Here is a 17,172-nt window from a genome sequence, read left to right on the forward strand (position 1 = left end):
GAGCAGAAAAAGGAAACCATACTGCGGAACGTATTAAATTCAACTCCATTCGCACCACTTAATATTTCATTACATAGTTGTAACTATTTCCACCGACTTACTTAGTACGAGATAATTTAGATAGATAAAAGAGCAGCACGATTTAGGTTAATTCCCGCGTGCTGCAACCTTCAGTCAGCCGGATTATCCTTCAAGAGAAGTATCCGGATATTGAATCGTTACCCCTAGAGACCCTAAAAACGAAGTAGCGCGTCCGTTTGCCAAGTTTCCTGAAAATGTAGAACCATGAAAAGCTAAGATGCGTTCTTTTTGCTCTGAGTTAGCAGTAAAAGAAAAATACGAGATATTGATAGCATTGTTGGTTGTGCCGTAAGTTGCGGTTTGACCATTTTGAGTTGTCAAGGTTAATTGCAGAATCGCTGTCCAACCATACCAAGTACCGTAATAACCCGAAACTTCAACGAGAGTATCTCCTGGTTCGATGTTAAAGATACTTTCTGTACCGCCGTTACCGCCACGCGCAAACATACATTCATCGCCATAGCATATTTGCAGGCGATCTATAATATCCCCGTGACGAACAACAATTTTAGTCAAAAATGGAAAAACTTGATTTTTCGCTGCTTCTGTATCATCAAACCAATTGTAAAGCTCATTATTGGTATGGTTTGAATAGCCAACGGCTTTTTCATAGCGCAGTAAGCGTTGCCCGTAATAGTACAGGCGCGAGTCTTGAGTTAGAGGTGAGTTGTCTTTAACTTTTGCACCTAGACGTTTAGCCACAGCGCAAGCAGCATTAATTGCTGTGTGCATCGCTCCTTCTGTCCAACCTCCTGCCCAAGAAACGCTATCACCAGCCAGGTACACTCCTCGATCGCGATCGTCCAAAACGCTTAAAAATTGATAGTAAGCCGCCTGAATATTGGGTTCTTGTCCGGGATACTGAAGCTTAAACGCGCCGTAGTAATAATTTTCTGCTTGCCAGTCTATGCACAAAATATCGTCCTTGTCCTTACCATCCTTGTCCTTAAACTGAAGGGGAACGAGATTTTCCGCAAACTCCGGACTCACGCGGGCGATCGATTTTTTAAACACTGCCAGCCTCTCTTGCGGGCTTAGTGCCATTAACTTAGTTGAATCATCTTCCCAAGTGTAGCTAACCACGACAACTCCATTTTGGTCGGGGTTGTATTCCTGGGGGTAGTCAAGGGCGTAGATGCCGCGCGGTAGTTCGTCAGTTTGAATGTTTTGCGGAATATTCGGTTTGGGCTGGTCATTTTCATCCAACCAAAACTTCGTTTGCGTCCGAATAAACAGTTTTGAAGAAGTAGTTAAATGAAGGTTGCGTAACGCCACTTTAACGGATTGTTGAGCGATAACCGCATCAGAATTGCTAGGAGAGTCGAGGGTTAATCCCATAAACTGCATTGAGCGAGTTGTGCTGGTAACGATCGCAGCTTCAAAGGACTTCGATCGCTCGCTTAGATCGGGATTGGTATAATAAACGACGGGTTTACCATTTTTGTATTTAATGGCGGTAATTGGAGTGTTGAGATGCAGAGTATTTAAATCTTGCAGCGATCGCCTCCCTAGAGGAGAATCCACTGGTTCAGTGTAAAATTTCTGGATAAAAGTAGTGATGCCAAAAGGAAGAAGTTGCTGGTTGTCTTCCCACCCGTTAGCGATGATGCGCAGGAATTCTAGGAAATTGAGCGGAAATAACGGCCCAAACCCTCCCGAACCGATGCCCAATGCGCCAAATTTGTTGGCATCTTCATCTGTCCAACTGGAAATCCCTTGACGCACTGCTTCGTAGAAGCTGACATTTTGATAGCGATAGATATAACCTTGCCAAATTTGCGTTAGCTGTTTCCGCTTTTGTTCGTACTCTTGAGTATCGCCTTTTTCTTTGGCAGTTGCTAGTTCCCCCCAAGCTTTTTTCAGTGGCTCGACTAGCTTATTTACAAAAGCATTAAACTCGTTGCCAATGCGTTCAAATTCTCGATCGTCCGGATGCGGTAAACCCTGGGGCCAGTCGATCGGTTCATTTTGGTAATACAGTTTTGTGGGGACTTTCCCCGGATCGGGAAAACCACTTCCGTCGGGATGCGGCAGCTTGAAAACTTCGGTAAGATAGTAAAAAAAGAGCTTGCCAGAGGGAGGAAACCGCATCGCACCCAACTCGGCAACAACAGGAGATTCTTTGCCATCAAATTCGGTGAAGTGTTTAGAATAAGCTCGTCCGCCAATGCGATGGCTAGCTTCAAAAATCACAGGTTTTGCACCCATTTTCAAAAGTTCGTAGGCAGCAACCAATCCAGCAACTCCTGCACCGATCACCGCCACTTCCGTTCCCCAAAGGTCTTCAGGAAGCGTAGCAATGCGATCGCCCTTAACAAATTCAACGTAGTCAAAAATGGTGTCGATTACACCTAGGATATCTTCGGAATTGGGAGATGATTTTTGGCGTTGTGAAGCATTTAGCAGTTCGTAAAATGGCATACATATCTTCCTGATACTCTTGGAGCGATCGTCATCGATAACATCAAAATGTATTATAGAACCTATTTGAGATCTTTGACTGTCTTTACGGACTTTTTCGTTAATACAAGAACGACAACGATCGCTGGCGTTGAGCTGGGCGGTTCAGCCAGTAAATCTCCGTTATCTTTTACGAGTAACGATCGCTCACACTTTTTAATATAAATATCAAAATCTTAAAACTCAGCCCGAACCGTAAACGAATAGTCCCCACCAGGTTCAAGCTGATAATCCCACTTTTCTAGAAAACGATGTAGGGGTTCTTGAATCAAAGCCCTACCTTGAGAAGGCTCAAGTATCAGTGTTTTTTCTTCCCTGAAACGCCACTGAAACTGCCACTCGAAACTGCCGGCACTTACTTCACCTTCAATCGTGCCTTTTTGCCAAGATTGACCAGTAACCCGGACATATGCAGTAGTTTCAGGTAAACGTCTCGAACTCACCTTTTTGTTTCCGCATTTATTGCTGCGATCGTGCGACTATTGTAAAGGCTCATAGACTTTTCCACTCCCTGATGGAGGCTAAGTTCCACAGCTTCTCTAACCAGTTTAAGCACATTTTCTAATAACTGGATTTCCTCTGAGGAAAATTTTCCTAAAACGAAGGAAATGGTATCTTTCTCCTTCTGAGAAACTTCGTTTTGAGGTTTACCAATGCCGATGCGTAAGCGGGGAAACTTGTCTGTACCCAAATGAGCAATCGCTGATTTCATTCCATTATGCCCGCCTGCGGAACCGGAAAGTCGCATTCTGATTTTCCCGATCGGCAAATCCATATCGTCGTATACTACTAACACCGATTCGGCAGGTATTTTGTACCAATCCGCCACTGCACGAATTGATTGACCGGAAAGATTCATATAGGTCAGCGGTTTCAGCAAGCGAATTTTTTGTCCCCGCGGCCGATTTCCTTCGCCAAAGATGCCTTGAAATTTCCGATTTTCCGACAAAGAAATTTGCCAAGATTGTGCCAAGGCATCGACAGCATTAAAGCCGATGTTGTGTCGGGTGCGATCGTATTTAGGTTCGGGATTTCCTAGACCAACTATTAACTGCGGAATCACTAACTCGGCTGGTGTTTCTGACTTCTGAGTCTTATTCATCTAACTGTTTGCGCTATCTTCCTTGGGATTAGCGGCCGCGAGTTTTTCTGTTTCTGGTTTGCTGCTACTGACGACGGCTTCTTCTAATTGCTTGGCTTCCCGGTTCAACTCGGACTCAAAATCCCGCGAGGCATCCTGAAATCCGCGAAGTGCCTTGCCCATACTGCGACCAATTTCGGGCAATTTTTTCGGACCAAATACCAATAGGGCGATCGTAAAAATTACTGCCATTTCCGGCAAACCAATGCCAAAAATATTCATTTGTTGCTCCTGCGATCGATTTAATTAGTTATCATTTATTTAGGGAGAAAGTAATCGAAAAGGGCAAGGAAAAAAGGAAAAATGGGAAAACATAGTTTTTGTCCTTTCTCCTCTACCCTCAGCTTTTACTTGTAGCCTGACTTTTTCGGGCTCAATTTTTAGCGGCCAAGACTCGACCAATCTACATCTACATTTTCTAGAATGAGAGAAGAGTTGTAGATTTGCAAAATAATCAACAAGAACACAAAAAACAGTCCAATGAACGTACTCATCAAAAGAGTAGTTCCCCAACCGGGGGCTACCTTGCCGTATTCAGAGTTAAGGGGTTTGAGTATATCTCCTAACCAAGTCCGTTGTGCCATAAGTCACCTGCAATGAATCTCTACAGAAAAGTTTGACATATTTCCACCGCTAATGACGATCGCAATTTCGGGATCTAGTGGGCGATCGGAATTAGCCGACAGTGAGTCTGTGGCGAAAGATGAGAAAAATGCTGTGATAGAGAGGATTTGACGTGTTTTCCACAACCTAAGTAAAAAATAAAATTCAGCTTGCAGATACTCCTTCTCCTCACCTTGGTTTTATCCCTGTGTCGCCTCCATATCCTATGGCGTCTCAAATCAATATAATATTACACAAAATGTTATTTTTTGTAATATTATGAGGAGGAGCACTCATAATCAATCAAAACTATGGAACCCGCAGCAGTTCTAGGCATTTCCCTGGGCGTGTGTCTGGTGGCAATCACCGGCTTTTCGATATACACCGCCTTTGGCCCTCCCGCTAAGGAATTGAGAGATCCTTTTGAAGAACACGAAGATTAGTCATTAGTCAGTAGTCATCAGTCAGTAGTCATCAGTCAGATTAATGCTTTTAGGCTCCATGCTTTTAGGCCCCATCCCCCTCTCCCTGGTAGATATTCTTCTACCGGGAAGGGAGTAATTGTGTAGGCCGATCGCCTGTGGCATACTCGTCAATGGTATATTTTTCAGAAATACAGTAAATCTCTATTCGATTTAAGCTAAAAATTATTAGGTTTCAAGCTAAAGCATCATGGGCAACTCATTTGGGCATTTGTTTCGGATTTCGACCTTTGGCGAATCTCATGGCGGTGGGGTGGGAGTGGTAATTGACGGTTGCCCGCCACTCCTGTCCATTGACGCATCGGAAATTCAAGCGGAACTCGATCGCCGCCGTCCGGGTCAAAGCAAAATTACGACTCCCCGTAAAGAGGCTGATAGTTGCGAGATTCTGTCCGGGGTGTTTGAAGGTAAAACTCTGGGAACGCCGATCGCCATTTTAGTCCGCAATCAAGACACTCGTCCCCAAGACTATGGCGAAATGGCGACTACCTATCGCCCTTCCCACGCTGATGCCACCTACGATGCTAAATACGGAATTCGTAACTGGCAAGGTGGTGGTCGCAGTTCGGCAAGGGAAACTATTGGTAGAGTAGCAGCAGGGGCGATCGCCAAAAAAATTCTCAAACAAGTAGCCGGAGTCGAAATAGTCGGCTATGTCAAACGCATCAAAGACTTAGAAGGTGTTACAGACCCCGATACTGTCACTTTAGAACAAGTAGAAAGCAACATAGTTCGCTGTCCAGATGCTGAATGTGCCGAAAGAATGATTGAACTTATTGAAAAAGTTCGGGATAGCGGTGATTCCATCGGGGGCGTGGTGGAGTGCGTCGCCCGCAACGTACCCAAAGGTCTGGGAATGCCAGTATTCGACAAACTAGAAGCTGACTTGGCCAAAGCTATCATGTCGTTGCCAGCTAGCAAAGGGTTTGAAATTGGATCGGGCTTCGCAGGAACTCTCCTGACAGGCAGCCAACACAATGATGAATACTATACTGATGAACAGGGTGTGATTCGTACCGTAACAAACCGTTCTGGTGGAATTCAGGGTGGCATTGCTAACGGCGAAAATATAATTCTCCGGGCAGCCTTCAAGCCCACTGCGACCATTCGTCAGCAGCAACGTACAGTCACCCGCGAGGGAGCAGAAACGCTGCTGGCTGCAAAAGGACGGCACGACCCTTGCGTTTTGCCAAGAGCAGTGCCAATGGTGGAAGCGATGGTAGCTTTAGTGTTGTGCGACCATCTCCTCCGCCATTACGGACAATGTGAAACCTTAAAGTCTGAATTTTAAAATGGAAATCAGCTTGTCCTCTGTAGCGGCAACTCCCTTTGATGATTGCCCTCAACAGTCTGAAGCAATGGAAGGTATAGATGATTTTGTAGTGCAGTTCTGGGGTGTGCGGGGCAGTGTTCCGACACCGGGAGTAGAAACTGTTCGCTATGGCGGTAATACTTCTTGTTTGGAAATGCGCGTGGGTGGAAAACGCCTGATTTTTGACGGCGGTACTGGTTTGCGGATGCTGGGAGACCAGTTGCTGCAAGAAATGCCGGTGCAAGCTTATATGTTTTTTACTCACTATCATTGGGATCACATTCAAGGGTTTCCTCTGTTTGCTCCCGCTTTTATCCGTGGGAATAGATTTGATATTTACGGGGCGACTCCACCGGATGGAGATTGCCTGAAAAGGCACTTTGTGGAACGGGTGCTACACTCGAATTCCCCGGTGCCACTGATGGGTTTGCAGGCAGATTTGAATTTCAACGAACTGTTTCACAACCAGACTATGATGCTGGATGATATTGAGATTCGGACTGGTTCTCTGAATCACCCCAATACTGCTATGGGATATCGGGTGACTTGGCAGGGAAGATCCGTTGTTTATTGTTCGGATACGGAGCATTTTCCCGATCGACTGGATGAAAATATCTATAATCTCGCCCTTGATGCTGATGTGCTGATTTATGACGCGATGTACACGGACGAGGAATATCACAACCCCAAGTCTCCCAAGATAGGCTGGGGACACTCGACTTGGCAGGAAGCGGTGAGAATGGGTAAGGAGGCTAGGGTGAAGCGTGTGGTGATTTTCCACCACGATCCGGCTCATACTGACGATTTTCTCGATCGCATTGCTCTGGAAGTGCAAGTGGCTTTCCCCAAGGCGGTAATGGCGCGGGAAGGCTTGATTTTACCCATCGGCATCTGAATGTTGCTCCTGTGTCCATTGCTAATCAAAATGATGATGTGGAGTTGGTCAGATCGATCGGCTCCACAATTTTTTAAATTTATAGCAAACTCATAGGTAAGTGGTATAATCTTTGTTCTATAACTTTTTGGACAGAGTATTTAAGATTTTTTCCTGGTGGAACTGCGTCCGCTTCCAGCCAAGATGTCAGATAATTGGGTCAGGAACCCCGCTCTTAAGAGACGGGGCTTGTAAGAGTAATCAAACAAGCCATTCTGACCAGCCTAAGTCTTCGCGGTGAAAAGGTGACAGTTTTAAATGTCAACAAACACTGCGAGGCGATCGGTCAAAAGTGCCAGTTGGCAGTCCATAGACTTCCCAAATCCTGGTAACAGATTTATTCTTAAGGACAAAAGCTGAGGTTATGGCTCTGATAAAATGAAAGCGCGATCGGCTGTTTCTGCTCCTGGATATTGACAAATCTGAAAAGCTCAGAGCTTTTCGCTACAAGCTGAGAGCTTTTTCAGCAGTCAATTTAACTCACAAGAAAAAGACGATCGCTATTTGGTTTACCAGTAGCTGCGGCAAGCGAATGTTATGACTTGACTATCAAAATGGCAAATTTACGTTTTAAATCACCAGCTAATCGATACAGATGGATTGCTTTAGGCAGTTTTGCTGTAATTATGGGCATTTCAGGGGCCCTTGCCTACCGTCTAGCCCCGCCTCCCGGATTCATGGCTCAAGGCACTCTGACTTCTAATAGTCCGCCAGTCAAATTTTCTAGCACCGGTACTACTATTCTCAAGCAAGGGGAACAACTGACACCGGATGTTCTGTTGGCAGATAATGTTGTCAAAGCAGTGGCAGATGCCGTGAAGTTGTCGCCTCAACAGGTGAGAGAAAATGCTAGCGTCAAGATTTCTAAGCCGGAACAACCGCTAGAGATTGCTGTTGGGTATCGATCGCTCGATCAGCAGCAAGCTATCAAAACAGCGGATATGTTGATGAAGGGGATGGTGGAAAAGAGCCGCCTGATTAACCAATATCGGTGGCAATCCGTCAATCAATCCCTCAATCAACGCTTGGCACAAGTCACTCAAGAACTGAAACAAGCTCAGCAAAAGCTCGACCAATATGAAAGAGAGCGAGCTCGCCTGTTGCAACAAATCAAGGTTCAGCAAGACTTTTACAACAAAACTCAGCTTGCAATGGCGGATACGCAAGCGTCGGAGAAAGAAATGGTGAGTAGTTTGGCCCCTTCCCAAACGCCACAAATTGTGGCGACACCAACTTCCGATCCGACAGTGCCTTTGATTTTGGGACTTGGCTTGCTGCTGTCTATTTTAGTCAGTCGCGGTTTGATTCCCACGGTGGCGGATTGGAGGTATAAAGCAGCTTTTCAACGAGAAGAGAGCGATCGCCTCCAAAGTGCTTTGTACCGACTGATCAAAGAAGGTAATGGGGAAATCACTCTGGTGCGATTTGCGATGGAGACGCGACTGTCGCCGGATGTCGCCCAGCGTTTTTTGAACGAACAAGCGGAAGTCTTTAATGCTCATTGCGAAATTAAAGACGATGGTAGTATCTTTTATCACTTTCACATTTAAAGGATGGCGGGCGATCGCCCTCTATTGAATACCTTAGCCGATCGAGTTTTCGGATTGCTCGATCGGCTTGCTTATAGGATATCGCCCCAGGGGAACCAACGCCAATCCGGTTGACATCTCCCCATGCCTAAAGGCGAGGGGATTCATAAGACCACAATTTAAGTCTTACAGGTGCTGACAAGTCACCTCTACCAACTCCACTTAGATCCAATCCAAGCATTGTTGCTACTTTACGGCCAATATTTGCACACCCATTGCAGTCTGCATTAACTAGCCACCCCTTTGCAGTCCGATACAATCCACGTTTAATTCTGGTTCCAGAAGCTTTCCACCCTTCGGGTTTTTCGCCGAATTTAGGCAGTTCGTCTGCATCAAGAAAAGAAGTTTTTGAAGTATAGGATTCTTCGGTTTCTACGAATTTGATTCCGTACTGTTCGCACAGTTGAGCAATTCGAGCTTTTAACCTACCCGTAGGAATCTGCACAAATTTTTGATTAGTCTTTGTACCCAGATTTAGCGAATCTTTTTGATTTTTGTTCCATCCAAATATGACTGTACCAATCTTGGAAGATACACAATGATTAATGACCTTACGAGCAGCTTTATTAACTGCATCCCGCATTGTTCTATTTCTGCTTTCGGTCAGCCGTTCCAGTCTTTTCGACCAGAATCCATTGTTTTTTCCAGACATCAAGGTCGCTACTCGTTTGTTGTAGCCTTGGTTGATGGACTTGAGATGCCTTCCGTCTACGATGAATGAAGTTCCAATATTGCTGACACAAGTGATCCAGTTGTCCATCCCGTGGTCGATCATCAATACATAATCAACGTTGATACCGGATTGAACAGCTTCTTTTTGGTAAACCAATTCTAGATAAAAACACCCGTTCCTGGGTAAAATTCTGTACTCTCGAATAGAAGCATATTCTAAGTTAGATGGCATCGCCAGATAAAACGCATCTATGCCAAACCAAGCTTTAACTTGCTTCCCTAAAGGAAATCGCAACATTCCATCTTTTAATTTGACCGATCTACCTGTAAAAGTTACAAGTGCTAATCCGCCTTGTCTGTATCCAGGAAGTCTTGGATGTTGCGTCACTGTCCCTCCTTTGATTCCAGCTAGCAAGCCCAAATAGGATTGGAAAGATTCAGCAACGCTAGTCAGTATCTGCTGTGCAGTATCTGAATAAAAAGCTTTATAATGAATGTTTCGATTGTCCGTTCCTAAAACTTTATGTAGCTTTGCTCTACTCGGCATCCTGCCAGTTTTGAAGAATAGTTGTCTGGCATAATAAGTTCCACAATTAATTAATTTTGAGGCTTCACTACACAGGAATTCTAAGACTGCTTTTAAGTTTTTGTCTGGACTAATTAGATTTTGCTGGCATCCATACATTCTGTTTTCCTCCTTGGTTTATATTAGCATAGTATTCCTGATTGAAGATTTAAATATGACTACAAAACAACCAATACAAAAAAATATTGAAGGCGGTTGAAACCGCTACCGACTTCCTCCTCATGTCTAAAAGCCAGAGGCTTCCGTCTCGTTTTTCGGTGAAAAAACCCCTCTTGAGCCTGGGGAGACCAGAGGCAAGGGGAGAGGGGCAAGGAGATGCAGAAATTAGCGATCGACCCTAAAGTGGGTAGCTTTGCCCGGATTTGCGATCGGGATTGGCTCCTTGGGAAACAGGAATCAGTCCATCAGCAACCTCATTTGTTAAAAAATATTAACTTTTTGACGGTTTGGCTCCAGATATGTATAATGAAGACAAATACGTAAAAATACGGTTGTTTTTTATAAAAATAGCCAAAATTAAGTATATTACCTTGGAGAACATGGCGGCTCAAGTGTGCACGATCAGTATAAACACTTGATTGGTGACAGAGAAATAAATCAGCTAACTAAGCAGGTTAGACATCAAAAGCTGTTGAAGCAACATCCTGGAATCAGCATCGCGCGATCCAACAGTGGCTTGCCCTAGGGAAATTTTGTAACCATATATTGAGGCGAAAAGATCATGTTTTTAATACTGTGTTGTTCTTTAATATTTTATTTTTTGTTAATGTCAATAGCCAATTACGGCGATACTGGAATGTAGGCTAATGCAGCCTTGAATCCACTGTTTTGATTGGCAAAAATTTATGGATGAAGGAGTCGTTAAGTATCACTGTGACTGGACTTTTGCAGAACCTGTAGCTGTCGAGACCATAGTAGATTTGATGGCATGGCGCGATCGCCTCCACTCTTTGGGACTAATTGGGGTGTACGACAATGGCATCGGCTTTGGTAACGTGAGCGTCAGACTCGGTAATTCTTGCCAGTTCGTAATTTCAGGTACCCAGACAGCACACTTGTCAACTCTGGGGCCTGAATTCTACTGTACTGTCACCGAATTTAACTTGGAAGAAAATTTCCTGGGCTGTCGCGGGCCGGTACCAGCTTCTTCTGAGTCTCTGACTCACGCGGCGCTGTACCTTCATCGGGATGATGTCGGTGGTATCATTCACGTTCATAACCCTCAACTGTGGCAGCAACTGCTGTTCCAGATTCCAACTACCAGAAAAGAGATACCTTACGGGACTCCTGGGATGGCATGGGAAATGTTTAGGCTGTTTGAGGAAGAGAATTTGGGCGATCGCAAAATTCTGGCGATGGCGGGCCATGAGGACGGGATTATTTGTTTTGGGGGCTGCTTGGATGAAGCAGGGCTGGTACTTTCGGCTGTAATTAATTAGATCGGCTTGATTGGTAGAGCTTTGATGGGCCGATCGGATCTTGGAAGCAAAAAATACAATAAAATTAGATACTTTGTTAAAAAAACTCAAGTCTGGTTTAGTGTGGTGACAAAAAATCAGCGGGACTGCTGCATTGCACTGTCTCAGTGAGTTAGATAATTCTGTAAACTATTTGATTTATTGGCAAATGTTAGCCCAAAAGGATTGGTGATGATGAACCCCAGTAAACTTGTAAGCACCAAAGAACTGCAATCGGAAGTGTCTCGTCTCAACGAAGAACTGCAAATGCGGGACCAATTGGTGCAGCAGTTGTCTCAAGAGCTGTTCAGACTGGTGAAGGGAAATACCAGTTTTGTGCCGGCACCGTCGGTTTCCGATCGCCAAAGCGCTCAAGTGCAGGCGATGCGCGAACAACTGCAAGCTGTTGAAGAACAGGTCGGTTTTTATCAAGAACAAATCGCCGAGCGGGATGCGGAAGTTTACCAACTGCGGCAGTCGGTGCAAGAATTGACCGATCGCTCTCGGATGCTGGAACAGGTAGTTCAGGAATTACCCGGAGTTTACCGCCAGAAGTTTGCCGAGCGGATCGAGCCGATTAAGGAAAAATTGGAACAACTACAAAAGGAAAACCGCCAACTGCATACTGAATTGCAGAGCGTAACTTACCGTCTCGCCGTGCGCAGCCGCAAGGCTAAAGGTTTGGATTTGCCAACTGTAGAGTCTGATGACAATCGGGGCATTCAGATGCCGAGCTTTGGCAATGTCTAGGGTTTTGATTGTGGCGGATGCCAATAGGGCACCGGCTTTGGCTCTGTCGGCTGCGATCGCCCATGTTAATTCTGCCACTGATGTGAAGATCTGTGGAGTTGCGGACCTAGACGGTGGGGCGATCGCTCACAAAGATGCCATGATTTGTGCTTTGACACTGGATGTGCCGTCCCATCTGGTGTTTCCCGCTCAAGATTTGTTTCAATTTTGTCGCGATGTCTCGGCGGCGCGGGTGCGAGTACAACAGGAGTTGCAAGCTGCGACTGGGGAGGGCGATTTGTGGTTGCCTGTGGTGTGGACGGCGAAGGGCCCTCTGTATGCTGAGGCGATCGGTGTCGAGGCCCACCAGCAGTCTGGGGAGTTGAGCTATTTTCAACCGCTGCATTTGTCCGATGTTTGGCGACAAGAGTTGTATGACTTGGCTTACCGTTTGCTGGCTCTGTTAAATGCACCGCCAGCAACTTATTTGATGCAGTTCGGGTTGGCTGGGGACAGGATTTGTTTCGATCGACTTTTGCCTTTTCCCGCTGCACCGGCGATCGCTTCTGTGGGGGTTCAACTGCCGGATTTATTTGTTTGTCATTGGTTGTGCTTGACAAATATGCCAATTTATGATATCCAAATTAGCTGTGGATCGATCGAAACAGTCGCAGATTTCAAAAAGTTGGTGTAGTTGACATTCTCACCGGCTAATCTCCTGTATTTGTCAACACAACGAAAGATTGCACTATTGGCTGAATCAAGCCAATATATAAAAGTATCGCAGCTTTGCAAAAGTTTACGAAGGCAGTATCGAATGTCTTTTGAGTTTTTATCGTTAGAGACTATTCAGAAATTTGCTCACGATTACGGCTACTGGGCAATATTTCTGGGAATTTTACTGGAAAATCTGGGAATTCCTCTCCCTGGGGAGACGATTACGATTGCTGGTGGCTTTTTAGCCGGCAGTGGGGAACTGAATTACTGGTTTGTGCTCGCAAGTGCGATCGCGGGTGCTACATTGGGGGGAAATTTTGGTTATGCGATCGGCAGATACGGCGGCTGGCCACTATTGCTGAAGCTAGGAAAAATCTTTCGTTTTCGAGAAGAACAACTGTTTGACTTGAAAGAAAAGTTTAGCGAAAATGCAGCTAAGGCTGTTTTTTTAGGCAGGTTCATCGCACTGCTGAGAATTTTTGCCAGCCCCCTAGCAGGAATAGCCGAAATGCCTTTTTGGAAATTTTCGCTGTTCAACATTCTCGGTGCCGCCAGTTGGGCCTCTGTAATGGTAAGTTTATCCTACTTTTTAGGGCAAGTTGTGTCTTTAGAGAAATTGGTAGCTTGGGCTGCTCAATTTGCGGTAGTGGCTTTACTGTTAGCAGTGGCTTGGATTGCAATTCCTATTTGGTTGGAGTCGCGGAATTTGGATAAGACTAAGTAGGCTGGGAATCCGTTCCGCAAAAAATCAATATTCTTGTGGAACGGGAATCTATTTGGTTGTGGAACTGGCAGTTATTTATCTATTTTTCAAGCTTAGGCTATCTTAGACAAGACGCAGTAATACCAATTTAATGGGTCGTTGCACAGATCTCGATCCCCCTCGCATCCCCCTTAGAAAGGGGGACGAAAGAGCAGAATCTTGTCCCCCCCTTTTTAAGGGGGGCTAGGGGGGATCGAATTCTATGCAGCCTCATAAAAAATTGGTATAAATCGGCAATTAGAGGCGTAGCGATCGCCGGCACTGTCATGGTATCTCCACCTAATCCCAATCAATCGGATTCATCGATGAAACAGTCTCTAGATGCTGGTTTGGCTGCTTTGAAACAACAGGATTACGATCGGGCGATCGCCCTTTTAGAATCTGTTGCTAAATCCGCCACCAATCAGCCACTGGGTACGCGGGCAGAAATGGGCTTGGTGATGGCCTATAAAGCGACTGGTAATCTTCAAAAATCCATCGCCCTGTGCACTTCCCTCACCAAACATCCCCATACTCAAGTCAAAACTTGGGCCGATCGCACTTTAACCGCATTGAGCGATCGTCGCCCCCCAAAACCACCGGAAAATCCACAAAAAATCCCAGCAACTCCCCCCGAAACTGGCTTCGTCCCCTTTGATGTTGGCAATTCCCCACCGAAAATATCGCCCACAGGCGATCGACCATCAACCGACCAAAAAACAGATTTGGTGGCTTTTGAGCAGACTAGCAGGCAAAAAAACGTTAAATCGCCACAGATTCCGCCAGTACCTGCACCCCCCAAACCACCTCTGGTCAAGACTTCAGAACCAGAAACATCCACCACCGCCACCGATTCAGATGCTCCCACAGAGGTCCCCGGAGTCGTAACTCCAGATGCTTACGAACTGATTTGGCGCAATTCGGGGCGTGCTGCTTCCGGGTGGCGCAAGCTCAAACTGCTGAAATTGGCGCGTTTTCGGGTGGAGACACTCGCCTGTACGATCGCACTATTTTTGATGGTGCGATTCATCCTGGAATTCCTGCTCACCAATGTTAATGCTCTGTTGGTTCAGTTATACATATTTACTAAACTGCCGGTGTTTGCGCCGATTCAGATTTTTTATCGCGATCCGACTGCTTTTGTGCAATTTATGTTCGGATTGCTACTAGCTTCGTCTCCCTGGTTGATAGATGCAGTGTTGAAACTGATTTGTGGGATGGAACCTCTGGGGGGGGTAACTTTATTGAAGTCCAGCAAAGAAGCTAATCGGGTAGTGCGAAATTTTTGTAAACAGCAGAATATGCCGGCCCCGGTGCTCCAATTGTTACCAATTGATGTACCAGTAGCTTTCAGTTATGGCTGTTTGCCGAGATTTGCTCGGATTGCTGTGAGTCAGGGACTTTTGGACCAATTGACGGAGGATGAAATTGCGACTATTTTGGCGCGGGAATTGGCGCACATCGCTCACTGGGATTTTGCGCCGATGTCTTTGGCGGTTTTGGTAATTCAGACTCCTTACCTGATTTATGGGCTGGTGGTGCACTGGGAGGAGCGGTTATCTGGTTTAATTTCGATCGAGTTTTTTCGTTCTGTTGTCAAAGTTTTGGCGGCTGGGATTTCTGCTGGAAGTTACGGGATTTATAAGTTGCTGAGATGGCCGATGTTGTGGGTGTCCCGCCGTCGAGTATATTTTAGCGATCGCACCGCGGCAGAAATTACGGGGAATCCCAATGGTTTGACGCGGGCTCTGGCTAAAATTGCGATCGGGATGGCGAAAAATATTGAGCAGCAGCAGCAAACTAGCTTTTTCCTCGAAGGTTTCGAGCTGCTATTTCCTGTGGGGTTGGGACAAGCTGTAACTATTGGTTCGGCTGGATTACACGCGCCTCTGGAACAGATTTTGCTGTGGGATGTCAGCAATCCTTGTCGCCATTGGTTGACGGTTAACAGCACGCATCCTTTAATGGGTGAGCGTTTAAAGTTGTTGGCTCTTTATGCTCAATTCTGGCAACTTGAAACTGAGTTGGATTTGGCAAATCTCGGAACTTTGGAGTCTACTAAGGGCAAATTCCAGGTTTCCGATCTATTTAATTCAAAATTTTGGCCGCGCCATCCACCGCCCCTAGTTTTACAAGGTGCGCCTTTTTTGGGAATTCCCATGAGTTTGGCGATTGTGGGGGTGCTGTGGCTGATTGGGGGGATTTTGTCCAGGACGAGTATCTGGTGGCTGGATTGGCTTTGGGGTGATCGATCGATTCTGTGGGGTTGTTTGCCGATCGGCTTTTGTCTTGGTACTTTGATGCGGATTAATGATTTTTTCCCTGATATTGTGCCCAGAGCAGTCACTGCACCGAGTTTACCTCAAATTTTGTCAAATTCGGATAGTTTGCCCTTGGATGCTCAACCAGTGGGGTTGCAGGGGAAACTTTTGGGGCGATCGGGTATGGCTAATTGGCTGGGACAGGATTTGATTTTGCAGACGGGGACTGGGTTGGTGAGGTTACACTATGTTTCGAGGTTTGGTCCGATCGGCTCTTTGTGGCCACAACCTACTCGCCCTAGTGATTTGGTAGGACAATCGGTGGTGGCGACTGGTTGGCTGCGAAGGGGAGCTACTGTGGCGATCGATCTCGAAACCCTCCGCAGTCAAGGTGGCAGAGTTAGCAACAGCGGACATCCTATATGGTCGGCGATTTTAGCCTTTGCGGCTGCTGTTTGGGGAGCATATATCATTTTTCAGGGAGAAATGTATCGATAGGGGGCATCCCATCTGGTCGGCAATTTTAGCCTTTGCTGCTGCTGTTTGGGGAGCATAGATAATTTGCACAATATTTATACCACTTTTAAAAAATAATGCAACAGTAGTCTTGTCCCTCCCCTTTATAAGGGGGGGTTAGGGGGGGTCAAAGATTGTTGCACGATTTTAGAGAAATGGTATTAGATGGGGGATGGTTCGATTTGTGATTGGCGATTGGCCGCAGAATCCTTCTTCCCTCTTCCTTCCCCCCAAGGGGGGGGGCTGGGGGGGGGTTCTTCTTCGTAAAGAAAAGTTGCTTTTTTACCGACATTCTGTTACATTTAGTTACATAAATTTGATTGGCCGACCGATCGCAATCACTTCAGTGACTAAAGCCGCAAAGGTATTGCGTAAAAGTTGTCAACCTCCCAACACAGCAAATTGGGCCAGCCGCTTGTCGGCTGTTTTTTTCTACAGCCACTTTCGCTGTGGGAGATGAATTCACAAAAGTGATTCAGAGATGGTTTCGGTTAAATTGATCGTGAATCTTCCTAAATAACTAGCTCTGTTGCCAAGGCTGTGATACCTTTAAATGATGGTCAGAAACTCCCCAACCCGATTCAAGGGAGATTGGGGTAAATAGTCCTCAGCATTAGGAGCGAGGTAAAATTACTGGCTGAAAAAATGTTAGGGATTTTACCCATCACCGTATTAAACTGAATACTGGCATTCCGATCGCTTACAATTGACATCCTGGGAAATAAATTTCTACACGCCGCTGGCTATAAACATTCTGAATCAAAACCGGAAGCAAATAATACAGAATAGCCAAAAGCCTCAACATTTGAGTGATGACTAAAAGTTTACAGAACAACCTTAGATTTAAGATCTCTCTGCATAGGCTGCCAAGTTGCGGCTTCAGGAGAGTA

Annotated in this window: 15 protein-coding genes; 9 read left to right on the plus strand and 6 right to left on the minus strand. The window is 45.7% G+C overall.

Features of this window, described 5'->3' with window-relative positions; genetic code table 11:
- Positions 1 to 183 precede the first annotated feature (183 nt).
- The 5 genes from ACBR23_RS01825 to psbH all read right to left on the minus strand — a co-directional run bounded on the left by ACBR23_RS01825 (position 184) and on the right by psbH (position 4,266).
- Complete coding sequence (locus tag ACBR23_RS01825) at positions 184 to 2,502, minus strand: FAD-dependent oxidoreductase (RefSeq protein ID WP_371118449.1); 2,319 nt, start codon at positions 2,500 to 2,502, stop codon at positions 184 to 186.
- A gap of 215 nt (positions 2,503 to 2,717) precedes the next feature.
- Positions 2,718 to 2,984 (minus strand): DUF3146 family protein, encoded by a 267-nt coding sequence (locus ACBR23_RS01830; RefSeq protein ID WP_340521483.1) that lies wholly within the window; start codon positions 2,982 to 2,984, stop codon positions 2,718 to 2,720.
- Positions 2,981 to 3,643 (minus strand): aminoacyl-tRNA hydrolase, encoded by a 663-nt coding sequence (pth, locus tag ACBR23_RS01835; protein ID WP_371114908.1) that lies wholly within the window; start codon positions 3,641 to 3,643, stop codon positions 2,981 to 2,983. Before pth ends, ACBR23_RS01830 begins: the two co-directional genes overlap by 4 nt.
- On the minus strand, positions 3,644 to 3,904 hold the full coding sequence (locus tag ACBR23_RS01840; RefSeq protein ID WP_340521487.1) for a TatA/E family twin arginine-targeting protein translocase: 261 nt from the start codon (positions 3,902 to 3,904) through the stop codon (positions 3,644 to 3,646).
- A gap of 158 nt (positions 3,905 to 4,062) precedes the next feature.
- Positions 4,063 to 4,266, minus strand: a complete 204-nt coding sequence (psbH, locus tag ACBR23_RS01845) for a photosystem II reaction center phosphoprotein PsbH (RefSeq protein WP_340521490.1) — start codon at positions 4,264 to 4,266, stop codon at positions 4,063 to 4,065.
- A 330-nt stretch (positions 4,267 to 4,596) separates the two neighbouring features.
- Here psbH and psbN point away from each other — a divergent pair, with 330 nt between their 5' ends.
- From psbN to ACBR23_RS01865, 4 genes are all read left to right on the plus strand, one after another.
- Complete coding sequence (psbN, locus tag ACBR23_RS01850) at positions 4,597 to 4,728, plus strand: photosystem II reaction center protein PsbN (protein ID WP_190742515.1); 132 nt, start codon at positions 4,597 to 4,599, stop codon at positions 4,726 to 4,728.
- Between the two features lie 229 nt (positions 4,729 to 4,957).
- On the plus strand, positions 4,958 to 6,058 hold the full coding sequence (gene aroC / locus ACBR23_RS01855) for a chorismate synthase (protein WP_371114909.1): 1,101 nt from the start codon (positions 4,958 to 4,960) through the stop codon (positions 6,056 to 6,058).
- 1 nt (position 6,059) lies between these two features.
- Positions 6,060 to 6,974: an MBL fold metallo-hydrolase gene (locus ACBR23_RS01860; RefSeq protein ID WP_341734313.1), complete on the plus strand. Its 915-nt coding sequence runs from the start codon at positions 6,060 to 6,062 to the stop codon at positions 6,972 to 6,974.
- Positions 6,975 to 7,567: 593 nt separating this feature from the next.
- Positions 7,568 to 8,563, plus strand: coding sequence for a hypothetical protein (locus tag ACBR23_RS01865; protein WP_340521496.1), 996 nt, complete (start codon positions 7,568 to 7,570; stop codon positions 8,561 to 8,563).
- 127 nt (positions 8,564 to 8,690) lie between these two features.
- On the opposite strand, the gene ACBR23_RS01870 is transcribed toward ACBR23_RS01865, so the two are convergent.
- Entirely contained in the window at positions 8,691 to 9,959 is a 1,269-nt protein-coding gene (locus tag ACBR23_RS01870; protein WP_371118450.1) for an RNA-guided endonuclease InsQ/TnpB family protein, read from the minus strand.
- Between the two features lie 746 nt (positions 9,960 to 10,705).
- Here ACBR23_RS01870 and ACBR23_RS01875 point away from each other — a divergent pair.
- The 5 genes from ACBR23_RS01875 (at position 10,706) to ACBR23_RS01895 (ending at position 16,264) form a co-directional block, all read left to right on the plus strand.
- The gene (locus ACBR23_RS01875) at positions 10,706 to 11,299 is read left to right on the plus strand and encodes a class II aldolase/adducin family protein (RefSeq protein ID WP_371118451.1); all 594 of its coding nucleotides are present in this window, start codon (positions 10,706 to 10,708) and stop codon (positions 11,297 to 11,299) included.
- 213 nt (positions 11,300 to 11,512) lie between these two features.
- Positions 11,513 to 12,067: an Npun_F5560 family protein gene (locus ACBR23_RS01880; protein ID WP_341737450.1), complete on the plus strand. Its 555-nt coding sequence runs from the start codon at positions 11,513 to 11,515 to the stop codon at positions 12,065 to 12,067.
- Positions 12,060 to 12,740, plus strand: coding sequence for a hypothetical protein (locus tag ACBR23_RS01885; RefSeq protein WP_371114911.1), 681 nt, complete (start codon positions 12,060 to 12,062; stop codon positions 12,738 to 12,740). The genes ACBR23_RS01880 and ACBR23_RS01885 overlap by 8 nt, the downstream gene beginning before the upstream one ends.
- 123 nt (positions 12,741 to 12,863) lie before the next feature.
- Complete coding sequence (locus tag ACBR23_RS01890; protein ID WP_341737416.1) at positions 12,864 to 13,487, plus strand: DedA family protein; 624 nt, start codon at positions 12,864 to 12,866, stop codon at positions 13,485 to 13,487.
- 344 nt (positions 13,488 to 13,831) lie between these two features.
- Positions 13,832 to 16,264, plus strand: coding sequence for a M48 family metalloprotease (locus tag ACBR23_RS01895; RefSeq protein WP_371120882.1), 2,433 nt, complete (start codon positions 13,832 to 13,834; stop codon positions 16,262 to 16,264).
- The last annotated feature ends 908 nt before the right edge of the window (positions 16,265 to 17,172 follow it).

It is taken from the genome of Microcoleus sp., assembly GCF_041354475.1.
Classification (GTDB): Bacteria; Cyanobacteriota; Cyanobacteriia; order Cyanobacteriales; family Microcoleaceae; genus Microcoleus.

What these genes read in the sequence shown, in the direction of transcription:
- ACBR23_RS01875 (WP_371118451.1), top strand. Translation starts at nt 10,706, where the DNA reads ATGGATGAAGGAGTCGTTAAGTATCACTGTGACTGGACTTTTGCAGAA.
- ACBR23_RS01880 (WP_341737450.1), top strand. Translation starts at nt 11,513, where the DNA reads ATGAACCCCAGTAAACTTGTAAGCACCAAAGAACTGCAATCGGAAGTG.
- ACBR23_RS01840 (WP_340521487.1), bottom strand. Translation starts at nt 3,904, where the DNA reads ATGAATATTTTTGGCATTGGTTTGCCGGAAATGGCAGTAATTTTTACG.
- pth (WP_371114908.1), bottom strand. Translation starts at nt 3,643, where the DNA reads ATGAATAAGACTCAGAAGTCAGAAACACCAGCCGAGTTAGTGATTCCG.
- psbN (WP_190742515.1), top strand. Translation starts at nt 4,597, where the DNA reads ATGGAACCCGCAGCAGTTCTAGGCATTTCCCTGGGCGTGTGTCTGGTG.
- ACBR23_RS01895 (WP_371120882.1), top strand. Translation starts at nt 13,832, where the DNA reads ATGAAACAGTCTCTAGATGCTGGTTTGGCTGCTTTGAAACAACAGGAT.
- ACBR23_RS01825 (WP_371118449.1), bottom strand. Translation starts at nt 2,502, where the DNA reads ATGCCATTTTACGAACTGCTAAATGCTTCACAACGCCAAAAATCATCT.
- ACBR23_RS01885 (WP_371114911.1), top strand. Translation starts at nt 12,060, where the DNA reads ATGTCTAGGGTTTTGATTGTGGCGGATGCCAATAGGGCACCGGCTTTG.
- psbH (WP_340521490.1), bottom strand. Translation starts at nt 4,266, where the DNA reads ATGGCACAACGGACTTGGTTAGGAGATATACTCAAACCCCTTAACTCT.
- ACBR23_RS01870 (WP_371118450.1), bottom strand. Translation starts at nt 9,959, where the DNA reads ATGTATGGATGCCAGCAAAATCTAATTAGTCCAGACAAAAACTTAAAA.
- ACBR23_RS01890 (WP_341737416.1), top strand. Translation starts at nt 12,864, where the DNA reads ATGTCTTTTGAGTTTTTATCGTTAGAGACTATTCAGAAATTTGCTCAC.
- ACBR23_RS01865 (WP_340521496.1), top strand. Translation starts at nt 7,568, where the DNA reads ATGGCAAATTTACGTTTTAAATCACCAGCTAATCGATACAGATGGATT.
- aroC (WP_371114909.1), top strand. Translation starts at nt 4,958, where the DNA reads ATGGGCAACTCATTTGGGCATTTGTTTCGGATTTCGACCTTTGGCGAA.
- ACBR23_RS01860 (WP_341734313.1), top strand. Translation starts at nt 6,060, where the DNA reads ATGGAAATCAGCTTGTCCTCTGTAGCGGCAACTCCCTTTGATGATTGC.